The 26402-nt window shown below is 47.2% G+C and carries 15 protein-coding genes; 8 read left to right on the top strand and 7 right to left on the bottom strand.

Going from position 1 to position 26402, the window contains the following annotated elements; translation table 11 throughout:
* Positions 1-436 precede the first annotated feature (436 nt).
* Genes recC through recD form a run of 3 tightly spaced genes read left to right on the top strand, consistent with a single transcriptional unit; the run spans position 437 to position 8823 of the window.
* On the top strand, positions 437-3679 hold the full coding sequence (gene recC, locus IYN85_RS13765; protein WP_196159483.1) for an exodeoxyribonuclease V subunit gamma: 3243 nt from the start codon (positions 437-439) through the stop codon (positions 3677-3679).
* Positions 3672-7055: an exodeoxyribonuclease V subunit beta gene (gene recB / locus IYN85_RS13770; protein WP_196159484.1), complete on the top strand. Its 3384-nt coding sequence runs from the start codon at positions 3672-3674 to the stop codon at positions 7053-7055. The genes recC and recB overlap by 8 nt, the downstream gene beginning before the upstream one ends.
* Positions 7048-8823: an exodeoxyribonuclease V subunit alpha gene (gene recD, locus IYN85_RS13775; protein WP_196159485.1), complete on the top strand. Its 1776-nt coding sequence runs from the start codon at positions 7048-7050 to the stop codon at positions 8821-8823. Before recB ends, recD begins: the two co-directional genes overlap by 8 nt.
* On the opposite strand, the gene IYN85_RS13780 is transcribed toward recD, so the two are convergent.
* Entirely contained in the window at positions 8802-9977 is a 1176-nt protein-coding gene (locus IYN85_RS13780) for an EAL domain-containing protein (protein ID WP_196159486.1), read from the bottom strand. The two genes, recD and IYN85_RS13780, sit on opposite strands and share 22 nt — an antisense overlap.
* Before the next feature lie 215 nt (positions 9978-10192).
* Here IYN85_RS13780 and IYN85_RS13785 point away from each other — a divergent pair, with 215 nt between their 5' ends.
* Positions 10193-10603 carry a thioesterase family protein gene (locus IYN85_RS13785; protein WP_196159487.1) on the top strand — a complete coding sequence of 137 codons (411 nt, stop codon included), beginning with the start codon at positions 10193-10195 and terminating at the stop codon, positions 10601-10603.
* A 132-nt stretch (positions 10604-10735) separates the two neighbouring features.
* The gene (locus tag IYN85_RS13790; RefSeq protein WP_196159488.1) at positions 10736-11620 is read left to right on the top strand and encodes a DMT family transporter; all 885 of its coding nucleotides are present in this window, start codon (positions 10736-10738) and stop codon (positions 11618-11620) included.
* A gap of 63 nt (positions 11621-11683) precedes the next feature.
* Here the strand turns inward: IYN85_RS13790 and IYN85_RS13795 are convergent, their stop codons facing one another.
* On the bottom strand, positions 11684-12913 hold the full coding sequence (locus IYN85_RS13795; RefSeq protein ID WP_196159489.1) for a trans-acting enoyl reductase family protein: 1230 nt from the start codon (positions 12911-12913) through the stop codon (positions 11684-11686).
* A gap of 409 nt (positions 12914-13322) precedes the next feature.
* Between IYN85_RS13795 and IYN85_RS13800 the strand changes: the two genes are divergently transcribed.
* Positions 13323-13916, top strand: a complete 594-nt coding sequence (locus IYN85_RS13800) for a PEP-CTERM sorting domain-containing protein (protein ID WP_196159490.1) — start codon at positions 13323-13325, stop codon at positions 13914-13916.
* A 430-nt stretch (positions 13917-14346) separates the two neighbouring features.
* Here IYN85_RS13800 and IYN85_RS13805 read toward each other — a convergent pair whose 3' ends face one another.
* Positions 14347-14862 carry a DUF1993 domain-containing protein gene (locus IYN85_RS13805; RefSeq protein ID WP_196159491.1) on the bottom strand — a complete coding sequence of 172 codons (516 nt, stop codon included), beginning with the start codon at positions 14860-14862 and terminating at the stop codon, positions 14347-14349.
* Between the two features lie 287 nt (positions 14863-15149).
* On the opposite strand from IYN85_RS13805, the gene IYN85_RS25925 reads away from it, so the two are divergent.
* On the top strand, positions 15150-15407 hold the full coding sequence (locus IYN85_RS25925; RefSeq protein WP_230390740.1) for a hypothetical protein: 258 nt from the start codon (positions 15150-15152) through the stop codon (positions 15405-15407).
* Between the two features lie 420 nt (positions 15408-15827).
* On the opposite strand, the gene IYN85_RS13815 is transcribed toward IYN85_RS25925, so the two are convergent.
* The 3 genes from IYN85_RS13815 to IYN85_RS13825 all read right to left on the bottom strand — a co-directional run bounded on the left by IYN85_RS13815 (position 15828) and on the right by IYN85_RS13825 (position 23783).
* Complete coding sequence (locus IYN85_RS13815) at positions 15828-16025, bottom strand: helix-turn-helix domain-containing protein (RefSeq protein ID WP_196159492.1); 198 nt, start codon at positions 16023-16025, stop codon at positions 15828-15830.
* Positions 16026-16179: 154 nt separating this feature from the next.
* Complete coding sequence (locus tag IYN85_RS13820) at positions 16180-16554, bottom strand: hypothetical protein (protein WP_196159493.1); 375 nt, start codon at positions 16552-16554, stop codon at positions 16180-16182.
* A complete protein-coding gene (locus IYN85_RS13825) occupies positions 16551-23783 on the bottom strand; it encodes a hypothetical protein (RefSeq protein WP_196159494.1) in 7233 nt (2410 codons plus the stop codon). The genes IYN85_RS13820 and IYN85_RS13825 overlap by 4 nt, the downstream gene beginning before the upstream one ends.
* Before the next feature lie 199 nt (positions 23784-23982).
* Between IYN85_RS13825 and IYN85_RS13830 the strand changes: the two genes are divergently transcribed.
* Positions 23983-24579, top strand: a complete 597-nt coding sequence (locus tag IYN85_RS13830) for a hypothetical protein (RefSeq protein WP_196159495.1) — start codon at positions 23983-23985, stop codon at positions 24577-24579.
* 43 nt (positions 24580-24622) lie between these two features.
* Here the strand turns inward: IYN85_RS13830 and IYN85_RS13835 are convergent, their stop codons facing one another.
* Positions 24623-25792 (bottom strand): hypothetical protein, encoded by a 1170-nt coding sequence (locus IYN85_RS13835; RefSeq protein ID WP_196159496.1) that lies wholly within the window; start codon positions 25790-25792, stop codon positions 24623-24625.
* Between the last annotated feature and the right edge of the window lie 610 nt (positions 25793-26402).

Below are 26402 nucleotides of genomic sequence, written 5' to 3' on the forward strand. Positions count from 1 at the left end.
AAAAAATTATCAGTTGGTTAGTGATGAACCGGGGAAATCAGAATAGGAATAATGAGAAGTGTTCTCGAACCGCTGCTAATTTCCGCGGTTCGATTAAAAAAAAGATTAAACGAATCGCGTGGCCACTGGTGCTTTTTCGCAGACAACAGACCATTCCTGACCGTATGAGGTCAGACGATTTAACGTATTAGGCATATGCTTAATCATCATCGTTTAGATCCTTTGTTGCGCGAGACCAGAATGGTTTAATTCGCAGTTCGTTTGCCAATGTTGAATTGACAGGCGCTAGACTACCACTACGATGCAAAAAAACAACCGCAATATTTCACTAATTGCAAATTAATTTTTATTCTGTGATTCAAACTTCATTTCGCCATGCGCTAGCGAGGTTACGAAGACGTGATAAACTGCGTTCACATTCCGGTGTTGATGATTCATGCTCTATACCTATCCATCAAACAAACTCGAAAATCTGGTCAGCGCGCTGGACACACTGCTGCGCAATCTGGAACGCTCGCCCCTCTCTGCCGATACAATTCTGGTGCAACATCCGGGCATGCAACATTGGCTCAGCATGGAGTTGGCTCAACGCTCGGAACACCAGATTTGCATGAACGCAGAGTATCCATTACCGGTCCGCTATTTTTGGGATCTGATTCGGCTGATTCTCGGTCCGGGCGTTGTTCCTGACCGCTCAGTCTACACACGGGAAATTCTGGCCTGGCGCATTTTTCGTTTACTGGATGATGAAAAACTTAAACACCAGGATCAGATGCGTGAACCGACTGCGTATTGGGTAGATCAACCCTCCGGTTTGCAGGCACGACGACGATTTCAACTCGCCGAACAATTGGCCGACCTGTATGAGCAATACCTGATGTTTCGTCCGGAATGGATTGAGCAGTGGGAACAAGACCCGGCACAACACTGGCAAGCGGCAATCTGGAAACGATTGGTCGCAGCGGATGCCAACCACCCTCTGCGGCTGATGCGCCAAGCAATCGCCAACATTCAACAGCCAGCGCTACCGTTACCGGACCATTTCTTTATTTTTGGTTTGAATGCACTGGCCCCAATCTGGCTCGATTTTTTGACCGCGATCACTGAGCAAACCAGTACCGACATTCACCTTTTATATCTAAATCCCAGTGCCGAGCACTGGGATGCACTGCAATCCGAAATACAACAGATAAAACGGCTGGTGCGGGAAAATGCCCAACCTCGCGCCGCCTGGTTACAAGACAATGAGGATGGTTTTTGGACATCGGAGGCCGGGAACCCCTTACTAACCAGTCTCGGGCAACAGGGCCAGGCTTTTGTCAAACTGCTATCGGAACGCGCCCATTATGACGCGCACGTTTTTTCCACTATTGAAGCGACAACCACATTAAGTTGGCTACAAGCAGATTTACTCAATGCCCGGGACGGCCGAAGCGAGAAAACCGACCGTATGATGGACGACAGTATCACCATTACGTCGGCTCACAGCGCGTTTCGAGAAGTTCAGGGCCTGCACGATTGGTTGCTGCATCAGTTCAATAACGACCCAAGCCTGACGCCGAAAGATGTCTTAGTGATGTGTCCAAACGTCGAAGACTATGCGCCCTTTGTGCACGCCGTGTTCGCACGCAGCTTTGCGGAATTACCCGATGAAGTGCCACCTCTGCCCTGCTCAGTGGCCGACCGAAACCTGAAGGACGCCGACCCGTCGGTGGCAGCTTTTCTGGAATTATTGACCTTGCCCGATGCTCGCTTCGAAGTCAGCCAGATTCTCAGCTGGTTAAGGGTTCCCGCTATCGCCCATAAATTTGAATTAACACCGGCAGACCTGCAAACGCTGACCCGCTGGCTAACCGCCGCAAATGTTCACTGGGGATTGAGTGCTAACCACAAATCGCAATGGTTGGATGTCGACACCAGCGCACACTTCACTTGGCAACAGGGCTTAGATCGATTACTGCTGGGGTTTGCGTACAGCGATCAGGAAGGTTTTGTGCAGGGATACGCATTGATGCCAGAAGTCGAAGGCAGCGAAGCACTGCTGTTGGGCAAAATCACCGACATTATTGAACGTTTGCAGCAATTACGTTCGGACCTGACCCGGTCGCGCACACCGAGTGAGTGGCAAGACTATCTGATCCATCAATTGCAAATCGCGCTTTTGTCCAGCGAGCAAAGTTTTGAACGCAGTAACCAGTCCATCCTCAAAGCCATCAACGATGTCACCGAGTTTGCCAACAAAGCCGGGTTGGATGACATCGAGATTCCACTGTCGGTCATTCGGCATGTTCTGGAAAACGCCTTCGCCAGCCCGGAACAAACCGGCAGCCAATTTATGACGGGTCAGATTACCGTTTGCTCTATGGTACCTATGCGCTCCATTCCGTTTCGCGTGGTCGCCATTCTCGGTTTAAATGACGGACAGTTTCCAAGAACCCGTCCACCGCTTGGTTTTGACTTGATGGCCCAGGATAAACCCCGGCTTGGTGATCGTTCAAGGCGCGGAGATGACCGCTATCTGTTCTTGGAGGCGATGTTGTCCGCACGGGATTCCCTGTACCTGAGTTATCAGGGTTTCGATATTCATAAAAACGAACAGCGGCCACCGTCATTGGTCTTGGAAGAACTGTTTGCCTATTTGTCGCCCGCCTTTGGCTTCGATAAAAAACAACACATTCGCGTGATGCCTTTACAGCCGTTCAGTGACAAAAATTACGCAGGTCCTTACCCAAGTTTTGAAGATCGATGGTCTCATCTGCGCGGGCAAAATACCCACGACAGTCACGAAAACCTAGTGCCGACAGACGCCCCCCAAAAAGACTGGTTGCTGAACGAATGGATTCAGTTCTTTACTCACCCAGCAAAGGTTTTTGCGCAAAACCGACTGGGTTTGTATCTGGATCGCTACGACGACAACCTACCAAAGGACAGCGAACCCTTTACGTTGAGCCACCTGGATCGATACCAGATTCAACACACTGCCATCGCGCAGCTGCTCGATAGCGGGACCGTGGAAAACATACTGGAGCGGCAACTGGCTGCCAGCGCATTTCCATTATCGTCCACGACAGAATCCACCGTACTCGAATGGCAGAGTCAGGCCATGTCGTTTACCAACGTGTTGAAAACGCACGGCGCATCCTCGGTTACATCGCTGCCGCTGGTGATCCAACTCGACAGTGCCACCCTGGCGACCAATATTCCGCTGACCAGCGATGGCGAGATCTTGATCTGGCGCTTGGCCAACATCAAAGGCAAAGACCTGATCACACTTTGGTTATTGCATTTAGTGGCCAACTGTCAGCAACCGACCACCAGCAAAGGCCTGTTTCGCGGCAAAGAGGAGAGCATTGATCAGGTAACTTTCGCGCCCATCAGCCATGCACGAGCTCAATTACAAATACTGCACAGCACGTTATTGGAGGGGTTAACAACGCCACTGTTCGCGCCGTCGGAATGGTTAAAACCGCTGCTCGACGACAACGATGATGAAAAAACCTATAACACGTTATGGGCAGATACCTTCCGTGCGCGCGGACTCAGTTACGACCCCTATATTCAATTTTTCTGGCCGGAACAACCCGACTACAGCCGGACACTGGCCACGCTCCATCAGATCTACGACAGCTTGTTGAACAGCGCAACAATAGAGCCTTTGGAGGAGACGATGAATGGCTGAGATTATTGCAGAGCTCGACAGCAAAACCTTACCTCTCAACGGCAGCCATTTGATTGAAGCCAGCGCCGGTACGGGTAAAACCTATAACATCGTTCGCCTGTATTTACGCCTGCTGCTTGAAAAGGAATACAGCGTCGATCAGATTCTGGTCATGACCTTTACGGTGGCAGCAACCGCGGAAATCCGCAATCGCCTCAACGAGTTTTTGCGCGACGCTCTCGAACAATGGGATGTCAGTGACGATGAACTGATTCAACAACTGCGCCGGTCACTCGACCCAACCCGAGCCAGGTTGCTATTAAAGCAAGCCATTCTGACGTTGGATGAAGCGGCGATCTACACTATTCACGGTTTTTGTAAACGCGCGTTATCGCAACAGGCATTTTTCAGCGGTTTAAGTTTCAACGCTGACATGGAAGCCGACGCAAGTCTGCTGAAACTTCAAGCCTGTGAAGATTGGTACCGTACCATTCAGCAAACCGATGTATTTCTGGATATCGTTGACCGTTGGCCAACACCAGACAGTTTTGCCACACACTGGCAATCGGTTCTCGACTCAGACATAGCCATTCACGCGCCGGCTGAACAGGACATAACTGAACTCATGGACCAGGTGCGCGCGTATTGGCCAGCCGAACGCGAACAGTTTGCCTCGTTGAATAAAGTGACCGCGCGCAGCAACGCAGCCACAGTGGCCGCCTACGAGAGCGTATGTGAAAAGCTGGATGCTATCCTGGCAGAAGACACCCAGCCTGAGTTCAGCAAGTTTGAACTCGACAAGGCTTACAGCACAGCCAAAAAACAGACGCTGATGCCCACCAGCTTCCAGTTAATCCGCACCCTGATCAAGAATCAGGCGGCCCGAAAACTGAGCGCCGCGCTGACGGGCGCGCAGTACATCCGCGAGCACATCCGTGCAGATAAGAAGCGACTCGACCAACTTGATTTCAACGACCTGATTCTACAACTGCGCGATGCGTTGTGCGGCAGCCATGGCACCGAAATGAGCCAAGCGCTGCGCAGTCAATTCCCGGCCGCATTGGTCGATGAATTTCAAGATACCGACCCGGACCAGTACAGCATTTTAAACACCATTTACCGACAACAACCGGGTACCTTTCTGTGCATGATCGGCGACCCGAAACAGGCGATTTACGGATTCCGGGGCGGTGATGTTTTTGCCTACTTAACGGCAAAACGTCATGTCGATTATCAGTGGACCATGAATACCAACTATCGATCATCGCCTGCGGTCATTAACGGTTACAACCAGGCCTTTCTTCAGGCAGCGACAGACTCAAACAGTGACGTCTTTGGCTTCGGTATTGACTACCGTCGGGTGAACGCGGCGAAGGACAAAACGAATCCTGTCTTCTCAGACAACAGGGCGGCTGTTCAGTGGGTTCATTTTCAACCTGACGAACTACCCTCGCGCGGACTTGCGAAATCCTTTCAGGAACGCATTACGCAATGGGTCACTCAGGAAATCGTCGTGTTACTCAAACAGGTCTCCTGCGATGGGCATCCCGTCAAGGCTGGTGACATTGCGTTGTTAGTCCGGTCCTACCGCGAAGCACAACTTTTGCAGTCCTACCTGACCGATGCCGGTTTGGCGTCGGTGTACCTGAGCTCACGTCAAAACGTGCTGCAAACCGAAGAGGCCACCTCACTGCTGACGTTACTAAAAGGTATCTGGCAGTTAGAAAACGACCGCCTGTTCATGGCCGCCCTGGCCAGTTCCTGGATTGGTCTCGACGTGGCCACACTCGATGCAATCAATCACGATGAGCATCGTTGGAGCCAATGGCAATTACAGTTTGAACGTTGGCGCACGGACTGGCAGATGCGTGGTTTGATGAGCATGCTGCTGGATGTGCTGCAAACGGCCTACCGGCCACGCACCACCACGTTAGAGCGCAGTTTAACCAACCGTCTGCATTTGGCAGAACGGCTGCAGATGGAAAGCGGGCGCCATCGCCTGCCCGATGCTTTGCTGCATTGGTTTGAACGTGCGTTAACCGACGACAGCCGCGCGGACGAAAATCTGCTGCGTCTGGAGAGCGACGACGCGTTGATCAAAATAATCACCATGCACGGCGCGAAAGGGTTGGAGTACCCGATCGTATTCTTACCGTTCATCAGTTACTACGGGGCCAGTCCAATGGCACCGGCCGTATATCGCTACCATGACCGCACCAGTCTGGATCTGAAACTATCCTTTCTCGCCGGGCCTGAAGAAGTCGCCCTGACGATGGAAGAAGAAAAGGCCGAACTTGTCCGGTTGCTCTATGTCGCAGCCACCCGAGCAGAAAAACGCCTGTATGCCTGCATGGCTCCCTTTGCAAGTTTTGCTCAGTCCGCGTTAGCGCAAACGCTGAAGGTCTCTGCTTATGATCTGAGCGTCATAGAACAAAAAGTCTGCACCGGGAACGATGCCACTCTACTCACGGTGACGGAACCCGACATCCACCTCGCACAAATCACCCATCCACAACCGACTCAGACATTAGCGCCGGCAACCTTTCACGGCCATATTGAACGGGACTGGTGGTTAAGTTCGTTTTCAGCCCTCACCCGGCATGTTGGCCACAGCGCCCACAGCGCGCCGGATCGAGATGAAGAAGACAAGGTCATTCCATTGCCAGAAGATCAACCCTTACGTTACCGACTGACCAAAGGTGCGGAAGCCGGTAACCTGCTGCACGATACCCTGGAGCATTGTGACTTCAGCGCGCCGAACTTTTCTGAATTGCTGGCCACAGCCCGTGAGCGCTATAGCAGTCTGTGTGCAACCTTTACAGATACAGAGCTGCAACAATGGTTGCAGGAAATTCTGGACACTCCGTTGGCAGAAACGTCCCTGTCGCAATTGCCCTACGCGCAAACGCTGCGAGAAAGTGAGTTTTATTTTCCGATGCAGGGCAGTCACATTCGCCGTTTATCCGAGTTCATCAGCCAACGACGCCAACAACCTTACGAATTACCGGATCGCCACAAGTTAAAGGGAATGATGCATGGGTTCATTGACCTTATTTTTGAAGTCAATGGCCGCTATTATGTCGCCGACTACAAATCGACCCACCTCGGTTTTCACCTGGATGACTATCAACCCGAGCAACTGCGCCACAGCATTTATAACAGCAGTTACGACGTGCAATATTCCATTTATGCGCTGGCATTACACCGCTATCTGAAAACACGCATCCGCAATTACCAGCCAGAACAGCATTTCGGCGGCGTTTATTACCTTTATTTGCGCGGCATGCATCCTGAACAGTCGTCCGGCATCTTTTACGATAATTTCTCGGCTTCGGAATTAGCAACACTGGATGACATCTTCGGTCATGCTCACGCAGGAGCCAGTGACCATGTTTAATCTGAAATCACCTTTTCAACCTATCGACTGTGCGTTAGCCGACCGTATCTGTCAGTGGCATCAAAGCGATGACGCCCTGCTGTGGCAGACCATCGCTGCGACCAGTCTGGCGCTGCAACAGGGACACAGTTGTCTGAACCTGACGTTGTGCCAGCACGAGCCTCCTTTCCACCAAATGGAACTCTATGGTGGTGAAAATTTCCCAACGGCAGCGCAATGGTATGAACGGTTATCCGCTTTCAACTTAGACCCATCGTCCAACTCACCGTTGATCCTGGACGACCAACGGGTGTATCTGCGGCGCTATTGGCAATTCGAATCCGAACTGGTGCGGTTCTTCAAGCGTCAACGACAAACAACGCACGATCTGACACCGGCGCAAATAAAAAAAGCCAAGCAGTTATTGATGGACTATTTCCCGAACTCGGGGCAACAACCTGATCACCAGAAATTAGCCGCGATTAATAGCTTGTTCGGTAATCTCAATATTATTGTGGGCGGACCGGGTACCGGAAAAACATACACCGTCACGCGCATCATGGCGTTACTGGCCTCGTTAAGCGATCACCCACTGGACATCAAGTTAGCGGCGCCCACCGGCAAGGCCGCACAACGACTCGGGGAAGCGATTCGCGAGGCCAAGCTACAGATGAATCTGGATATGCTGTTGACGGCGGTCATACCGGATGACGCACAAACGATACATCGTCTTTTGGGCGTGATACCCAACCACATTCAATTCCGGCACCATGCTGACAACCCCATAGAAGCCGATGTGCTGTTAATCGACGAAGGGTCGATGGTCGACTTGCCATTGATGACACGTCTGTGCAGAGCGATAAAACCGACAACTCGATTAATCCTGTTGGGTGATGCCGACCAACTGCCCTCGGTCGCCGCGGGCAGCGTACTGGGCGATTTGGTCAGCCGACCGCACCCCGGCTACAGCACGGATCGCGCGCAGGCAATTCATCAACTCGACAGCCAATTTCCCGTTCAAACATCATCAGCTCCAGCAGATCATGTCAGTGAATTAATTCACAGCCGCCGCTTCGATGGTCAATCGGGTATTGGTGTACTAGCACGCGATGTCATTGCCGGTGATTATCCATCTTCATGGTCACGGTTCGCTCAATTTGATGACGTAACTCAGATCGCAACCGACACATTGAGTGAACAGGTTCGACATTGGATTCAGCAGTATTACGCCGCTATTGCATCGCAACCGACGCTGCCTGAAGCCTTTGCGCAGTTAAAAACCTTCCGCATCCTGTGCGCCGTAAAAGATGGAGACTTTGGCGTCGATCACATTAACGAAGTAATCCGCAAACAGCTGGACCGGCTTCGCCAGCCGTTTTATAAAGGCCAGCCCATCATGGTGACGCAAAATCACTATGGTCTGAAACTATTTAATGGGGATATCGGCTTGGTTTGGCCAGATGGCAATGGTCAACTGTTGGCCTGGTTTGAAGCACAGGACGGTTACCGGCCCGTTGCTTTGGGCCGTTTGCCTGCCACAGAAACCGTGTACGCCATGACCATACACAAAACGCAAGGTTCGGAATTCAACCACGTGGCGATGGTACTGCCACCCATACCTCAAGCGCTGATCACTCGGGAGCTGCTGTATACTGGCCTCACCCGAGCCAAACGGCAATTCACACTGATCGCGGACGAAAAAAGCTGGCGCCATGGCGTGCAAACCAAAGTAGAACGCTGGGCCGGACTGGCCGAGCGCTTAGCGGATCAGGTTAACGACTGCCATTGATTGATCCATTCAGCAACGGATTCGAATGGCATCGGGGCGGCAATGAAATATCCTTGTGCCATTTCACAGCCCAGATGTTGAACCAGCTCCCACTGGTGGAAGGTTTCCACACCTTCCACCACCACTTTCATACCCAAGCGTCTGGCCATGTTGATAGTCGACTCGAGCAACGCCCGCTGAGCTTCTGAAATCTGGGTTTTAGGCAAAAACTGCTGATCGATTTTCAGTTCTGAAAACGGCAATGAATGCAGACGCTCCAATGTTGCTTTACCACTGCCAAAATCGTCGATCGACAAGCCACAGCCGGCTATCGCCAAACGCGCGGTACCTTCAAGTTCGTTCAGCGGCTTGGTCGCGATCGTTGTCTCGGTTATTTCCATCATGATGCGTTCATTGGCCATGGGCGAATCATGAATTAACTGAATCAATTGCTCGATAAAGGTTTCAGAGTCAAACAACGTCGCAGATAAATTAAACGACAATGTGCACTGCTGATAGGCGTCCGGCAGACTGCAAAACCGGGTAATGGCCTGCTTAAACAATTCAAAGGTAACGACCTGAATCAACTCAGACTTTTCCAATGTTTGCATAAATTGTTGTGGCAACATCAGGCCATGACGCTTATGGCGAATTCGGCACAGCACCTCAAAGCCCACCAGCCGCCGACGGATCAGTTCAACCTGCGGCTGAAACCAGGGTTCAACTTTGCCATTTTGTAAGGCGTCGAGAATCTCATACGTTTTAATCTCTTCGACGACCGTTCGTTGACGTTCATGGTTTGTGAGCTGCGTCAGGATGTGCTCAACCGCACTGACGTCAATGGGTTTACCGATGGTACCTACCACATTTAACCGATATTCCTTGGAAAGTTTTTCAATAGCACCGAGAATTTGCCGTGACAGGCCACTGATAATCACAATGGGCGCTGAAAATTGCAGCTCGGCCAGTCGCTTTAACAACTGCACGCCGTCCATTCTGGGCATATTCAGATCGATTAACGCCAGGTCGAAAGGAGGACTGGACAAAATCACTTCCAGCGCGTCTTTGCCATCGAGGGCGGTTTGAATAGTCGCTTCGGTTTTCTGCTCCAGCAAAGCGACTAAAAATTTGCGAATGCTGGGACTGTCATCGGCCACCAGAATATTTTTTAGCACCTCAACACCCCTGTTGAAAACAGTAGTCCAACCTGAAATATAGGGCACCTCTGAATAAATACCAGCGGATTCAAAGGGTTCGAACTTAGACGTTAGTCCAGTGAGGCTCAGATCGCAAAAAACGGAAAACTCACCATAACGAGGTTTATTGCCAATTCCAGAGCAACCCGATATGGTTCGGGCCTCGAATAACGCCCACAATGCTTGTGATTAACATGTATCAATATACCGAACATTTCAAAGTACGAGATTATGAATGCGACCTTCAGGGAATCGTGAACAATGCGGTCTACCAGAATTATTTGGAGCATGCCCGTCACGAGTTTCTGCTATACCGAGGTGTCGACTTCGCCGACCTGGCCCGTCAGGGTGTCAATCTCGTCGTCATTCGCGCCGAACTTGACTATAAACGCCCCTTAACCAGTGGCGATGAATTTTACGTCGGTGTGAACTTTTCGATGAGAGACCGGGTCCGGTTTCAATTTGAGCAAATAATTCACCGCCGTGACGATGACGTGGTGTGCGTCCAGGCAATGATCACCGGCACAGGCATGAACGAACGCGGACGGCCCAGCATTCCGCGAGACTTAGCCGCTAAACTGATGGGGCAGACCGCTTCAGTCTGAATGCCTGTCCGGCAGCCGCCAGCGGGAGACATGCATTCACGTTTGCAAAAACCAACGTTATTCCGGTTCCGAAAATGGCCAGCCAATGACGCCCGATGTGCTTTACTCACCGCACTCAACTAAGGAATGATGATGAACCGAACCAATGCATTGTTACTGCTGCTACTTTCCGCCATTTGGGGCGCTTCCTTTCTGTTTATGCGGGTAGCATCCCCAGAATTTGGCCCCGTCACGCTCATTTTCTTACGTATGGCCATCGCGGTTATTGTGGTATCGCCCCTGTTATTGAAAAAAACGTTCCGGCTACGGATCCTTGGCAGTCTGGTGCCACTGTCCGTGCTCGGGTGCTTAAACCATGTCCTTCCCTTTACTCTGCTGGCTTTTGCAACCTTGCGCTTGGAAGCCGGATTTACCTCACTGATCAATGCCACGACGCCGATTTTTACTGCCATTGTAGGTGCGGCTTGGTTTTCCACACCAATCACACGACAACAGAAGTTTGGATTGGCATTGGCTTTTTCAGGTGTTTTCATCCTATCCGCGGATAAATTAACCTTTCACAGCGGCGGCACTGGCTGGGCAATTATGGCGGGTTTACTCGCCACATTCTGCTATGGCATTTCAGTGAATTTTTCCAAGCGATATCTCAGCCACCTGAACGCACGCGAAATTACCGTGGGCAGTATGGGCGCCAGTGCAACTCTCCTACTCATTCCGGGCATCTTGTTTTGGCCAGACATCAACCCGTCAGCACAAGCCTGGGGCAGCACCCTTTTGCTAGCAGTCGTCTGTACCGCGTTAGCATTTCTGTTGTTCTTCAAGGTATTGGCAACATCAGGTGCCATGGCTTCCTCGACAGTCACCTTTTTGGTTCCGCTTTTCGCTATCAGCTGGGGAATACTACTGCTGGGTGAAGAGATCAGCGCGCAGTTGATCATAGGCATGGTTGTGACCCTGCTGGGAACAGCTATTACGGTACAGCTGATCAAACCTGCCTTGAAACCCACGCCCGAATAACGCCCGGGCGATATGGTTTGATCAGCAACAAGGAAAAAAAACAGAAGCTGTGTGACTCCGCGTTTAGTTCAGAACACAGCATTCAATGCCAGCATTTGCCGCCAAACGCTCAATCAATTTTTCGCCCAGTAAGCTGGCGGGTGTCCAGAAACCACCGACCTGATCATCATTCAAGTCAAAAGCCAATGCCAGCGCCGCCTGGCTGAGCATTTTTGAGGTGGAACCATAACCCGGGTCCTGATCCCCTTTTACCTGAACGGAAAGCCGGTGACCAGTCTCGGTTTTTCCGTGCACCTGTACCACGAAAAAACCCGCCTCTTGCTCCGCTGGCGAGGGTCCTTCACCGGGTTTTGGCAACACGAAAGATTGCAGCAACCAGCGTGTTGGAGCCATGGCAGCGCCAACCACAATGGTTTTAATGCCCGCTGATATCAGTTTGGCTGAACGCCGGCCCTTACTGCCTTTGCCACCGAGCATCCCTTCGTTATAACGAAAACCGTCAGGGTATAAATCTGGCAATAACTGCGCGCTGCGCATAACAATTTTACTGTTGATGGGTGCCATGACAAACGGCGCAACCCATTGATCGGTCACCCAATCGGACTGAGCCTTACCAATATAGGTTTGCTTTATGCCTTTGTTTTGCGGACACAGGGCGTAGGGGTCGAACAGCACTTTTTTAAGCGACGGGGTCCTCCGGACGTCAGACACAATATTTATCAGGCTTGCAATGGTTCCGCCAGAAAACCCGCCCTTCATCGCTTTAACCCGCATATCGACATCTACGCACTGGCCCATTCCGGCCTCCTGCGCGCGCTTTTGAAGAAAGTAGGTTCCAATGTCGGAAGGAATTGAATCGAAACCGCAACAATGCACAATGCAAGCGCCGCTGTCTTTGGCGATCTGTTCGTAGTTCGCCAACATTCGGTGAATAAACTGCGGCTCACCAGTCAAGTCGCAGTAGTGAGTGCCATTCTCAGCACAGGCCTTGACCAGTGCATCGCCATAGAGATCGTATGGACCAACGGTCGATACGACAACTCGGGTCCGTTTCGCGATCAGGGTCATATCGTGTTCGGACATCGAATCCCCTTTTAACACGGGTATTGCCACATTGGGAAACTCGCGCTTTAGGTCATCAATAATGGAGGCCAATTTCGATTCAGACCGGCCAGCGAACGCCAGTCGAAAAGCCTCAGGTTGGCGGCTGAGTAGCTTCGCAAAGCGTCTCGCTGTAATTTTACCAACGAAACTAGTGGCGCCCATCAGGACAATATCGAACTCTCTGCTCATGGCGATTACTCTTGTTGTTTTCTGGCATTGTAGAGAGAGTTTGGAAACAGGCTCAACAAGTAATTCATAATCCCAGAAATATGAGGCGCACAGCAGGCATCAAACTGAATGGGTGGACCATTAAAATTCCTGACAGCTGAAAAGTCGACGATGTCGGAAAACTTTACAAAACCTTAGAATCTACCGTACAACGAGCGAACGCAACGAAAATAATGGCCAAGCCAAAAATGTGATACACATCACACATTTTTTCGATACATGTCACATATTTTGTGTCGATAATTTTTACAAATCCATTCCTAAAGAAACGAGAAATTCGCCAAGAGACACGTAGATTAAGGCCTAAAGAAATATGGCACGATAATCGCTTAGAAAAAGCAATTATCATTCGCTCAATGGACGACAAATTATGAACATCAAACAAATCCTAGGAACTGGCTTTGCGATAGCCACACTGTGCGGCGCCGCCCAAGCCTACTATGTAGAAGTAGACAGCGTTAGTTACGACGTTGGCGAAATGGACACACTGGAAATAGCTTGGGATTCCAAAAACAGCAGCTCTTATTCAGACTGGTATACCGGAAGCGCCAGCGGTGTAAACCTTGAAACAGCCATCGTTTCTGGCTACTTGGGCACTGATGCGACCCTTGAAGGAAAAACCAATGACGGTGACCAAGTCACGGCTTATCAGGTGTTCAATGATGATAAAACCGAGTTTACTGGACATCTGGCTTTCCGTTTGGATTTCGGGCCTGGCTACTATCTGATAAAAAATGCCAGCACTAACGCCGGCGGCACCTTTGATACTGCGTTGTTCCTGAATAACAACGATACCTCTTGGGGCTTCATCAACTTTTCCAATTTAGACATTGCAAACCTCAGCAACCTGACAATCAGCCACGTGACTGAATTCAGCAGTGACGTTGCCGAGCCAGCCACATTGGGACTGTTTGCATTGGGTATTACAGGGTTGTTCGCTGCGCGACGTCGCAAAACAGCTTAATTTTGATTTTCCAAAAAAATCCCCGTGAATTCGGGGATTTTTTTTGCCCGCAAAAAACAAACGAACTCACTTTCAGATACAAACTACCAGATCTAACCTCCCTACAAAACTAACGACCTGAACAATAGCGAGTTACGTTTATGCCAACAGGGGAAAAGGCACATTAGACACACGAACTCCAAAACACACTTTTATAACAGACAAAAAAACCAGCCGAAGCTGGTTTCTTGTTGGCGAACAATAAAGTTGTTAACAAATAGCCCTCTAAGTCATTGATTTTCTTGGGGGGCTTTTTTAAGGAAATAAATAAAGTTGTTAACTTTTCGCTCCTCTAGTCATATTCACCCCTAAAAACGCAACAATAAAGTTGTTAACAAATACATCCATGCGTTGTGTGGAACGCAGGTGATAGTTCGGCTTGAGCACCTTGTTAGGTATTACTTCCTTCAAGCGAAAAACCTGGAGGATACTGATGAAGCCCATCAAAGGCACCTTTGGTAAGAGGTACACCTCTAAACCGTGCTATAGCGTAGACCATACCAAAATGAAAATAGAAATTAGGATACGCAAAACGCACTAGAAAATCCTCTGCTTTCATGGAGATTGGCGCAGGACCAGCTATATCCTCAATTTCTACTTCAAGGTTATTCTCCTTTTCATCTAAACTTGCAACATAGTTTAATGTGTCTTCAAGTTGGGCCCTTAGATTTGCAAATGACTTAACCTCACGAGAATACGAATTGACTTCCACGCCCGCAATTGGACTACAAGACCTTAAGGCAAAACTCGCTACTATCTCTACTTGAACGTACAGCGGGAACATATCTGGACTAAGACGTCCGTGGAGAATACTTTCATCACCACCAAAATGTTCCTCGATCTTTTCAAGTAGGTTCGATAGTAACCTTAAGTACTGAACAAAAATTTCAATATGCTTGTTTTTCACTAATGACCCTATCTACACCTAAAACGCCGCCCTCTGCCGCTTGTCTGCAGCAGCGCCTTGATACATATTGGTAAGCGATGAGTCATGCCATACATCATCATAATCATAATCATAATCATCAGCGATTAAAAATCTATACCCTGGCGGTAACGCTAAATATCCCTTTCACTGTACTATGCCAAGGTCTTCCATATATGGGGTAACTAAACTTAAATTGTAATATACGGACCCATCTTGTGTAGTTGGGTCCGTATAGTGCACTGCTATGTCCAATTGGAGATTAGGTAATGAATCTAGGGAAAGGTATTCCTCAATTACCTTCTGGTGATATTGAAATCACTGCTGAATTCTTTGAATCGATGCTCGGCTTTAAAGTAAAAGCAAAATTTCCAGATTATGGGCACTTAATTCTTACCCGGGATGATGCTGAAATTCACTTTTGGCGTCCGGAAAGCGAAAATCATGCTAGAACTATAGGTTCTGATAGTAGTTGCAATATTAGAGTTGAAAATGTGCCTGAGCTTTATAAAGAGCTGAAAGAGTGAGAGGCTCCATTCCGCTAAGAGTTAACTGAACAACCATGGGGTATGAGTGAAATGCAAATTGATGACCCATTTGACAACGCAACTCGTCTTGGCGAACCTGTCGCTAGTTTGCGATATTATCGGATAGCCGGAGGTATCTAGCCACTCTTCTATCGAACGTCGATCTTTTAGCTGACCCCGACGATCAATCTTGCCATATCGCTTTTTCCGCTGCTTCTGACACCGCAAGTGTTTGACGATGTCCCCCCCCCCCCTGCGCTGATCTTTATACACATTCATATAAATACTTTCGTGACTGACCGAATAGGAGGTATTGCGCTTAAGCCATTCAATTGTCTGCTGAGGGCTCCAATCCTTTCGTATCAAGGATTCCGCAGCTTTCCAAGGGTCATGATTCAGTTTAGCGGCATTGTTCGTTTGTCAACGCGCTAAAGACAGCTGGTGCACTTGCTTAGGTCGGTAACCTCGTTTCCCACTGTTTCGTTTAATCTCTCGGCTAATCGCCGATTCATGGACTTCCAAACATTCGGCGATCTTGGTTTGGGTATTTCCCAGTGAAAGTCCAATCCAAATCTGAAAACGTTCGATTTCTGTGAGTTGGGTGTAGCTTCTATTCATGTTTCTCATTCTGGCCGGAACGAAAAGCGACGAGGTTACCCTAACTCACTCTCTGATCCGACAATTGAGTTGCACTTCAAATTTGAAACCGCCACTAAATAAAAGCAATCTGGTTTCTAATTTCAGCCAGTTGCATATCTATATCGAGCCAACTTTAATTAGGCATAACCTCATAACAACTATCAATTTCGGTTTGATTCGAGCTGAAGTGAAGAATATCAGTTATATCTATATATCCCTGATAATGTGAGTTTGGGTACTTTTCAAAGTCTTCGGGTTCAACCACACCAGAGAACACAGCTAACACTTCACCATATTCATTTTTAGATAGAGCATGATATCTCTCCAATAAACCATCTGTAACAGGTGAAGATTTCAGTTGATAAACTTCACCTGTCTTACAAACAATCAAGGTTTGTTCATATTCCATACCTTCGTAATGAATAAACAAGCCTTGATATTTTTCCTCAGCACATGAACTTATCGGGGCAACAAAAACACTTAACAATATAACTGGTAATGATTTCATTGTGGTGGAACTCCAACATGAATATGATCTTTATGGTTTTTTACCAAAGCAGGAGAAGGCGTAGTCCCCCAAGTATTTTTGTTAAGTTGTGGCCCCAATACTTGGTTAGTATTCTCGTGATTATATAGTGCTTCCTGTAAAGTTTTTACATCTGCACCATTAGACGCATCGTCTACTTTTTTCCCATTTACAACATTTATATCTACAGCACGACCATCTGTATGAGGGCTTTTCGATGTTCTATTTCCACCTGTAGTACTGTTAATATTAATATTAAAACCTGTTTCTACTACGGAATCTTCTACGGCATCTGCAATTCGTGGATCTACGGAAAGGTCCGTACTTGGGCCGCCTCGAACATCATTATTAAATGTAATTGTCGGTCCAAGTGGTCCTGCAGGTTGAGGGTTTATTCTTCGGTCTTGGTTCAACTGGTTTTCTAAAGCTCTTTTAGTAGCCTTACCAGCGGAGCCGTCGACTCCATTTTTATTTGGTCCCCATTCACCCAAATAATGCCCATCATTAACCAGATCGCTCTGAATTAGTGCCGTTTCCCATGACTCGGGTTTTGCACCAGAATCTAACTTGACTTTGTAGTCTTTATATCTATCCAACTTTTTAAATGGATCTTGATCTGCAGCGGCTACATATCCAGCCTCACTGGGAATACAAAGTCCAAACGGGTCCACCCAGGAAAGGACATTTCCACTTACGTATCCATACTTCATCTGTTGAACAGGATCTCTTAAAAGATCACTTTGGCTACGGCCTATGTAACGCATCAGTTCACTTTGGGCACCGGCAGGCAACATCAGGTTTGCATGATTATATTGATCAGCTTGGATAAACCTTGCTTTCGTTGCATCATACCAGCGGGCATCCATATGGCTGAGGCCGGTTAGTGCTTCCGCGTATTTGCCCGTATACAAATTCTGAACATGATTACGGTTAGGACCATGAGTGACGTAGCTTCGCGTTAACTGTTCATGACTGTAACGATGCTTAAAGCCATAGGCCTCTCCGGTAGGTGTGTAAGCATAGCGATAGCTTGTCAGTTCACCCTCTGCCATATCCGAGGCTGTCACTTTGATCGTGCTGTTTTGGTAGTCACTGTGGAAGTACAGTTGTGGTGCTAGGTCTTCACCCCATCCGCTAACATCAAACTCGCTATTTTGCCATTGTGGCAGGATCTGCTTGAGTAATTGCCCATACAGTCCTGCAACTTGATTAGGCAGGTAAGTCAGCTGGCGATACAGGCTTCCACTTTGGTCAAACTGACTCAGTTCCTGACGACCGTCGTAGAGGCTGCTGTAGGCGTAATCGGCACTGGTTCTCTGCTGAGCTTGGTTAACCTGGTCACTCCAGCCAGTCTGGGCACTCTTGATACGCCGGTCACGGCTGTCGTAATCGAAGCGCACTTGGGCACCGTACTTGGTGTCGATACCGGTCAATCGGCCATAAACATCGTGTTGGTAGGTTTGCACCTCGGTGCCTTCGGCACTAGTGGTGGTTTCCGTTTCCAGGTTGCCATTGTCATCGTATTGATGGGTGGTGCTCAACTGCATCTGGCTCAAATTCACACTTGGGTCGAGCAAATATTCAAAGAAGTGGAACTGGTCATGGTGGTGCCAATCCCAATCTTCTTGGGTGCCATTACCCTTATGAGGACCATTACCACTGTTTCCTCGTGAGTTGCCGTTACCAGTATGCTCTAAACGCCAACTAGTGCTGGTGACCAACTGATTGGCTTCGTTGTAGCTAAAGTCGTAATAAAGGTCTCGTACCGTTTTGTTATCCAAGTTGCCGTTGGCATCCCAGTTGTAATCGGTGATTTGCCCTTCAGGTTCGTATGCCAGGTCAAGGCGATTAGCGTCATCGTATGTGTAGAAGAAACTGAACTTTTCATTGTACTGTTTAGCAATGAGGTTTCCGGCGGCATTCCACTGGTACACCAACAAGTCTTCTGTGATATAGCCATTTTCTGGGAACTGTTCTGCGGCCTGATCACTCACACCATTCAACAACGCTTCAAATGAATAGACATCAAACCCTACAGGAATGTTGTTACTGCGTTGATAGTTACGCACGAAGGCATCATCAAAACCATAGATTTGACCATTTTCATAAACCTCGTCAGTGGTTTGCCTACGCTGCAATACCACCGCAATGGTTTCACCGCGTTCGTTATAGAGCGTTAAATCTCGCGTACCATTCGGGCTGGTTTTGGAAGTAATGCGGTTATTGGCGTCATAACCAAACTCATACTCCTCGTCGCCTTCTGTTAGCTTCCAGATACGACCCAGCTCATCACGCTCGTAGGTAACGCTTTGGTTCGAACTAACCATGCCGGTACGGCGACCATTATCATCATTGTTGTAATCGATGGTTTGACCCAGTGTTGAATTGGTAACCAAATCCAATGCGCCCGTATCCGTATATTGGTAGCTTTCCTCGTAATTTGCATTACTGATACTGGTTAAGCGGCCGACACCATCGTAACCCCAGGATTCTCTCGTCTCTGAGCTGTAGTTGGCTTGGCGCTGCGTCATCTGACCAAGAGCATTATAGGTGTAGTCAATGCGATCTTGGCTTGGTAACGTCACGTATGACAGTCGTCCTGCATCGTCAAACTCATAATCGGTGATTTTGCCAATCTCATTCGTAACAGTATCAAGATAACCGTTGTTGTCGTAAGAATAGTGCTGCGTATACTCAGGATCGTTCGCTGCATTACCTTTAGCGCTGGTCACTGTTTTCAAGCGACCACCACCGTAATAGCCATACCAAGTGGTACCGATTTCAGGCTGAGACATACTAGTGAGATTACCGGCAGCGTCATACCCCATAGAAATATTTCGAGACAGTTTGTCCTGCATCAGAATGAGTTGACCACGAGTGTTGTGGGCATAATACTCAACGTTGTTTAACTGATCCCACTGCGCGATACGTTCTCCTCGTTCGTTATACGCAAATCCAACTTCATTTCCTTCGGCATCCACCAGTTTGATCAATTCGCCAAAAGCATTGTAGTGCATAGTCGTGGATTGCTGATGAGCGTTGGTAACAACAACCTTACGACCACCGTCAAAGTATTCTGTCTTAGTTTCCGGATAATCGTTGTTTACCATCACCGCTTCTTTACGGCTGGTAACTCGGCCTAGAGCATCTGAGGTGACATCGAAAAACACATTCAGGGCATTATAGTGACCGTCAGCAAAGCCGTTTGAATTGTAAGTGTACTCAGTAACTTCCATTTCAGGGTTTGTAATGGTTTCGACTGCGCCGAGTTTAGTATAGGTGTACTTGGTCGGGTTTATATCATCATCTGAAACTAATGCATAACCGTTATTTTGAGACTCTAACAATCGACCTGCACTGGTATACAACCAAGTAACTTCCAGATCGGTTGCACCCGTTTTCCGCTCGAGTTCACCTCGACTGTTATACTCTAGTACTTCTGTACTATTCCCGTCCGGCAGGGTAATTAATGTCGGTTGACCACGGAAATTGTATTGGTATTGCAGAGAGCGCAAATCTGGCTGTATTACTTTTCCTGCACGACCAAGTGCATCTAATTCCAAGTACTCTGTTACTTCTTCCCCAGGATTCGTCGTTTTCTCTAAATAACCAAAATTGTCATACTCATACTGCGTTGTTAGATAGCATTCGCTATCCAAACGCGCTTTTGGCGATGCGAATATCTTTGCTGAACAGCTCTCGGTAGAGTCTGATTTCAATTCTGGATAAACAATGGTTTCAAGCAAACCTTGGTCATTGTAAAAATAGTCCCAGACTAAGGTTTTAGCGTCTTGTAATTGCGTCGCTGAGACGTCCTGTGCGGTATATATCAAACGCCCCAGAAAATCGTAGCCGTTACGTTCGATGCGAGTACGTCCAATCTGCATGATTGGCAATAGTGTATCTACTTGCTCACGTGTAACCAAAAGATGATCCGCTAGCTGCTCGTAGACCCAAGTCGTTTCTAAGCCATTGGCATCTTTTCGGTAAGTCACTCGACCCATGGAATCGTAACGCAAAGACGTCTCGTCGCCTTCGGCGTTTTTCTCATAAGTCAGCTCACCGACACCATTATAAGTTCGCGTAATTAGTTCACCATTTGGCAGTTCGGTTTCGAGCGCCTGGCCGAGATGGTTAACTAGGTTATTCGTCCAAGTTGAGCTGTCGGTATTGTTGATACTGCGTGATAACTCTGCACCCGTAACACTGTAGTTATAGGTCCAGATATCACCATCGGCATTTTCTTCTGCAGCGATCCAACCACGGGTTGTTGGCTTGATAGTCTGCGATGCCGTTGAGTTACTAACGACAACGTGGTTGATGTCTTCATCTACATCTGTCAACCGGCCTGCGGCGTCGTAATAGTAGGTAACGACACCACCATCTGGATTAGTTTCTGTTTCTAACAAACCAGAATCATAGTATGTATAAATCCATTCATCGAACGCGTTTGCATTGGAAAAAACACGTTTCTTATACAACCAGCCATTATCGTAGTATTCGAATACTTCTTTGATATTTGTTTCAAGATCCGAGTCTATTCCCGCGGAAGCCATGACGACTTTCTTGGTCAGGCGTTGACGGTAGTCGTACTCGTATTTCGTTCTACGACCGACTCCATCAATTTCATCAATTGATTGCTTTTCGGTTACAAACTCAAGTTTACGTTCCGGTGTATAGGCGTATAACCAAGAACGCTTAATTTCGCCGGCAGGGTGAGGAATAGTTTCAGTCTTCGATTTAACATCATTATTGGGGAAATAGGTAAACTCTGTGACTATACCAGTGTAATCCGTCTTCTTTTCTAATCGATTGTACTGGTCATACTCAAAAGTGATGGCAAAGTTATCAACCAAAACAGTACCGTTTTTCAGCTCAGTTTCCACAGTCGGCAACTCAATACGAACGGGCTTATCAAGGCTGCGACTACTCGCTGGGCAGCCTGCTGTAAGTTCAACACCTCCGTCGACATGCGCCTCGCAGTAGTAATATTTAGTAGTACGACCCGCAGCATCAGTGACTGAACGTTTGCGTCCGATGGCATCATTCAAGATGGAAGTAACTGCCACGGGTTCTTCCGAATAAGGAGTGTATTCAGAGATGCTATTTACATATCCATAGGCATCGTACGTGTATGTCGTTTTATAGTCACCGGCACCATCTTCTTGGATTTTATCTTTTACAAGGTTTGTACCCTCGTAATAGACATACTCAATGGTTGACCCGTTTATGTTCGAATCCGTTGGGAAATGTGTGTATGTCAGTAAGCCATTGACATACTCATGATCTACCTTCTCAGATTCACCGTTCGTTGTATCTTCCAACAGGTTGTTTTGCCAATTCCAAGAAATGGATACAGGACTAACTACTCCATTTACTTTCGATGATTGTTTGTTTGAAGAGTCATAACCATAGCTGGTTAAGTTTTCTTCTTCGTCCCATTGGTATTCAAGCAGACCATCATCTGTATATGAAAAACTCTCAGTTGCAGAGAATCCTTGTTCGAGATCGTCATAAGTCTTAGAAGTCAACAGGCGTTCGTCGTTATAGAAGTAAGTGGTAGAACTTACACCATCACGATTCGTTACAACTGTCGAGCCTTGTTCATATTTGTAAGACCAAGTGTGGCCGATTTCATCTGTCTGTGTATCGACTACGAATTTACCCAGAGCATCAGACTCAACATAGGTTACACTGCGCTGACCTGCACCTTGTTTACGGGATTCGACCAGCCACTTGCCACCTTTCTTGACATATTCGAACTCGGTAACAAGTCCATCGAAACCAATTACTTTATCTAATAGTACGTTATCTGAGTCCTTCGTCTCGTATTCGTACGTCAGCGTCCGCCCAATTTCGTCTGTTATTGTGTCAAGACGATGATCACTGCCATAACTAAAGATAAACTTTCGACCATTTTGATCGGAAACTGATTGAATCTGTAAGTGGTCTAAATTGTTGGATTCCGAATGAGACAATCGCTCAATCGTCACTATGTTTTGTTGTGGGTCCTCAATCCGCGTTAGCAAACCCCAGGAATCATAAATATACGACTTGCCTGCAGTAGTCGTAACCTCGTACCCATCAGTTGATATTGAAATAGAGTTAAGGTGATTGCGAGGTTCGTAGGTGCCAGAATCATTTAATTCAAATAAATAAACACCACCATTCGGTGAAAACCAACGCAGGCGGCTGTTGCCCACTTCTGAAGTATCAGGCTTGGCACCTACCATCGAGTATCGGTTTTTGCCTATTAAGCCTTGCACAGTGGTAATTTCGGAATTTAAACCGGGTAGGATGGCGTTGTAATTGGAAATCAATGTCGCCGCGGGTTCTGAATAGGTTTGCTTCCAACCGGTAGAGCCAGTGTCACCTACTATTCCCGCAATATAGCTGTTGATTAAACTGTTTTGGTAAGGTGAATAGCTATTCTTAAGTGAAGTAGATTCTGAATTTACCTTATTAATCACCGCTTGCTGAGCGGCAATTAAATTATTTGTTTGAGTTCGTATATTTAATAAAGGCTGAACTGGGTCGTGCCCTACAACAATACGACTGTCTAAAGGAAAGGTGTGATATTTACCAAGACTAAAATCGTATTCAAAGGAAGATTTATACTGCCTTAGCAGCGAAATTACATCTGATTCGCCCCCACCAACATCATGAGTCGACCAAATCTTACAGCCATCTACGAAGTCGACGGGGTACGAAGTGTTCCGACAAGGCTTTCCGTCTGGGTTATCCCCACCTTGGGTTGTCGCGTCTTTATCTTCATCTGCTTTTTCGAGGCCATTTGCAGCGGCATCATCTGAGGCGCCATCAATCTGGTCAGCAACACCTGCGGGAGTTTGATGATCACCTAATGTCGGAACCGTACCTTCAATATCGGTCTGGGCCAGGTCTGCATCGCTGTCAATTAACGGTTTTTGATTATCGAACTGACTCTGTTCTGTGTTGTCATCATCATCGTCATCGTCATCGTCATCGTCATCGTCATCGTCATCGTCATCGTCATCGTCATCGTCATCGTCATCGTCATCGTCATCGTCATCGTCATCGTCATCGTCGTCGCCAAAGTAGTCTCCATCATTCAGGTCGCATTCCCAGCAGCGCTCCTGAATAGTATTGACACCGGCGGTATCTTCAGATCGACAGCTGCTCAAAATCCAAATAGCAACAAACATGAGTAAAAACGTAAGATTTCGTGACATGACTTGACTCCTTAACAAATCGCTAAATGACCTTTTAGTCATAGAAAGGCATAACGAACGGCATTATCTAGAAGGAATTGTTCTAAATTTGAGCAAATTCTATGATTTTGTATAGTTTCCGTCAATGCTGTAATCTCTAAAACCACTGGTCAGATCAATTCATTAATTCAATCACTTAATATGCAAGAGGTAATTTACCGTGAAAAAACCTGCAGTCTTGCTTGCCGCTGGCTTGCTTTCTAGTTCTTTGTTTGCGTCAGATACTAGATCTACTGGGGAAGTGGACTTAATTATTACACCGATTGGTGACACTTCTGCCGGAGTTCGCTATACCTTCAGCCCCGACATACAACTGTCCTTGGTAGTCGATAGCTTTGACAAAGAAGACAATGACCGAAAGTCTTATAATGCGACAACTGATTCACAGGAACCCGTTAGGGTTGAGGGTGAGCTAACGATTGACGTGCAGGCAGCTATACAGTATTTCTTTTCTGCTGAGCTTTACGCCTTAGCAGAGCTTGGCTATTACCGTTATTCTACTTACGAAGATTTCGACGATGACAGCCTGACAGATGAAACCTATTTGTGGTCGGGGTTTGACGGCGCCATTGGCATGGGATTAGAGCATCCACTTACAGATAAACTCAGCCTCTTCTCTAACGCAAAAATTGAGATTGGCGAACGTAAAGGTGCGACAGAATACACGCTTTCTTCCACTACCACGCCCGGGAATGAAAATAATCGCTCATTTGCTTCGACATCATTCTCGCTAGGACTTTCTTATAATTTATTCTAGTCGAGCTTTAGGCGAGTAAATAGAGTTAGACAAGTATACTCGCCTATTTCTTCAATTCCCTGAACCCCAACAATGCACTAAGCACATGCTGCACATAGTCGATTCGAATTTCATCCACGCGGCGATTATGATCGGTTGCCATCGGGTGATCTACGTCAAATTGAGCGATCGCTCTTTTGACACCTCCTTTAAGCTCATCTGAACGTATAATTCCACTTCGTATAAATTCGATACCTAATTCGATAGCTGTATAAAGGTCTTTTTTGTCGATATCACTGTTTTTAATAAAAGGGGAAATTGCGATAAGCCCTTCAAGGGTTGTTGCTGAAGGCGTGATGGCGCCATTGTTGGAGAACCCTCCAACTAAGAATCTATTTATCTTATCCTCCGTAATTTGTTGCAACAACATAGTCTTTGTTACCTCAACTGCATGCAAATAAATATCCCTGTGTTTTTGCTCATTACTGAGTTTAAAACCAAAGTATTTCGCTGTAGCAATCAAAGCCCAGTGATCTTTTATGTACTCTCCTGATTCTGAACGAGATACAGCTAAATAATGCAGGGCAGATTCCAAATGCTCAAGCCAAATCTCATCTTTGGTTAACTCAAATAAATAACCAAATGCTAATGCAGCTTCACCTGGGTAATACAAGGACTCCCATTCATCACTTCTACCAACAGTTTCTGGATAGTATTTCGAATAAAATGACCCATCTTCTTTCTGCATAAATGCGAGAAAGTTCCCACAACGGATTAACTCATTTTCATAGTCATGCCAATTAGGTAGATTTGAGAGAGCAACAACCGCCAGAGCCGTTCCTCCAAGTTTTGCTTGAAGTTTGGTTTTTGGTGAATTGAAATTGGGAATTGACCAAACAGCTAATGAGTTATCTAACCCTTCGACTGGACTAGAGCTTTCTTCAACTAAAAAATCTATCGCAGCTCCAACCGAATGTTCATCGGAATATTCGGAAGTAGCCATTGAATAAATAGAACCGGCATGACGAAGTATGTTGTAGTCAATTGAATCTGATTCTTTCCTTGGGATTTTATACACAAATCTACCGCTCTCTTGAACTGAGGCATTCAGATATTGTGTCAATATTCTTATATCGCTGCCTAAGCTAGAACTTGAATATTCTCGAGTTAACAAAAAAGTTATACCGAAAACTAATACAACAACACCGACAAGAATCTGTCTTTTTTCTATCATGATTAATGCTATCCCACTATAGGCGGCTTCCGAACTCCAAGCTAACTCCTAATTGATTTGCACCCAAATTTGATCCACAGTGTCACTCCTAAGTACAAATCAACACTCCATCTCCACATAGCCAAACACACTTACTTCACCGTTTATCAGGACTTCCAATGAGCCGATATGGAGTTTCTGCAGGACCTGGGCGCCTGTCTAATTCTAGATTCCCACGGGAACAGTACACCAAACTGCCATTGCTCTCGACAATATCGCCACATTCGAGACACTGGTACCGGCAATGGATCAACAAAGTTACACTGATCGAGGCTTGTGGATTACAGGTTTCATAAAAGTAACTTTGCTCACTAGATGTACCCATTTTAGCTTATATACGGCATTTGAAGGAAGTTAACCACACTACTTGTGTACGCCGAGCTATGGTGGCAGCAAGTTCTCGCTACATCCATTCGCATATTCTGCACTACTGTTGGTTCGACGGCCTGATACTTTCAATTACTGCTTGATATGCGTTAGCCAACAGTGCTAGAAGGTCGACACCAGAACGCCTTTCAATTTCGTCAATCGAGGTCAAGTACTTATCTAAATCGGCCGTTTTAAGGTCTTC

Source organism: Reinekea sp. G2M2-21 (assembly GCF_015687175.1).
Taxonomy (GTDB): domain Bacteria; phylum Pseudomonadota; class Gammaproteobacteria; order Pseudomonadales; family Natronospirillaceae; genus Reinekea.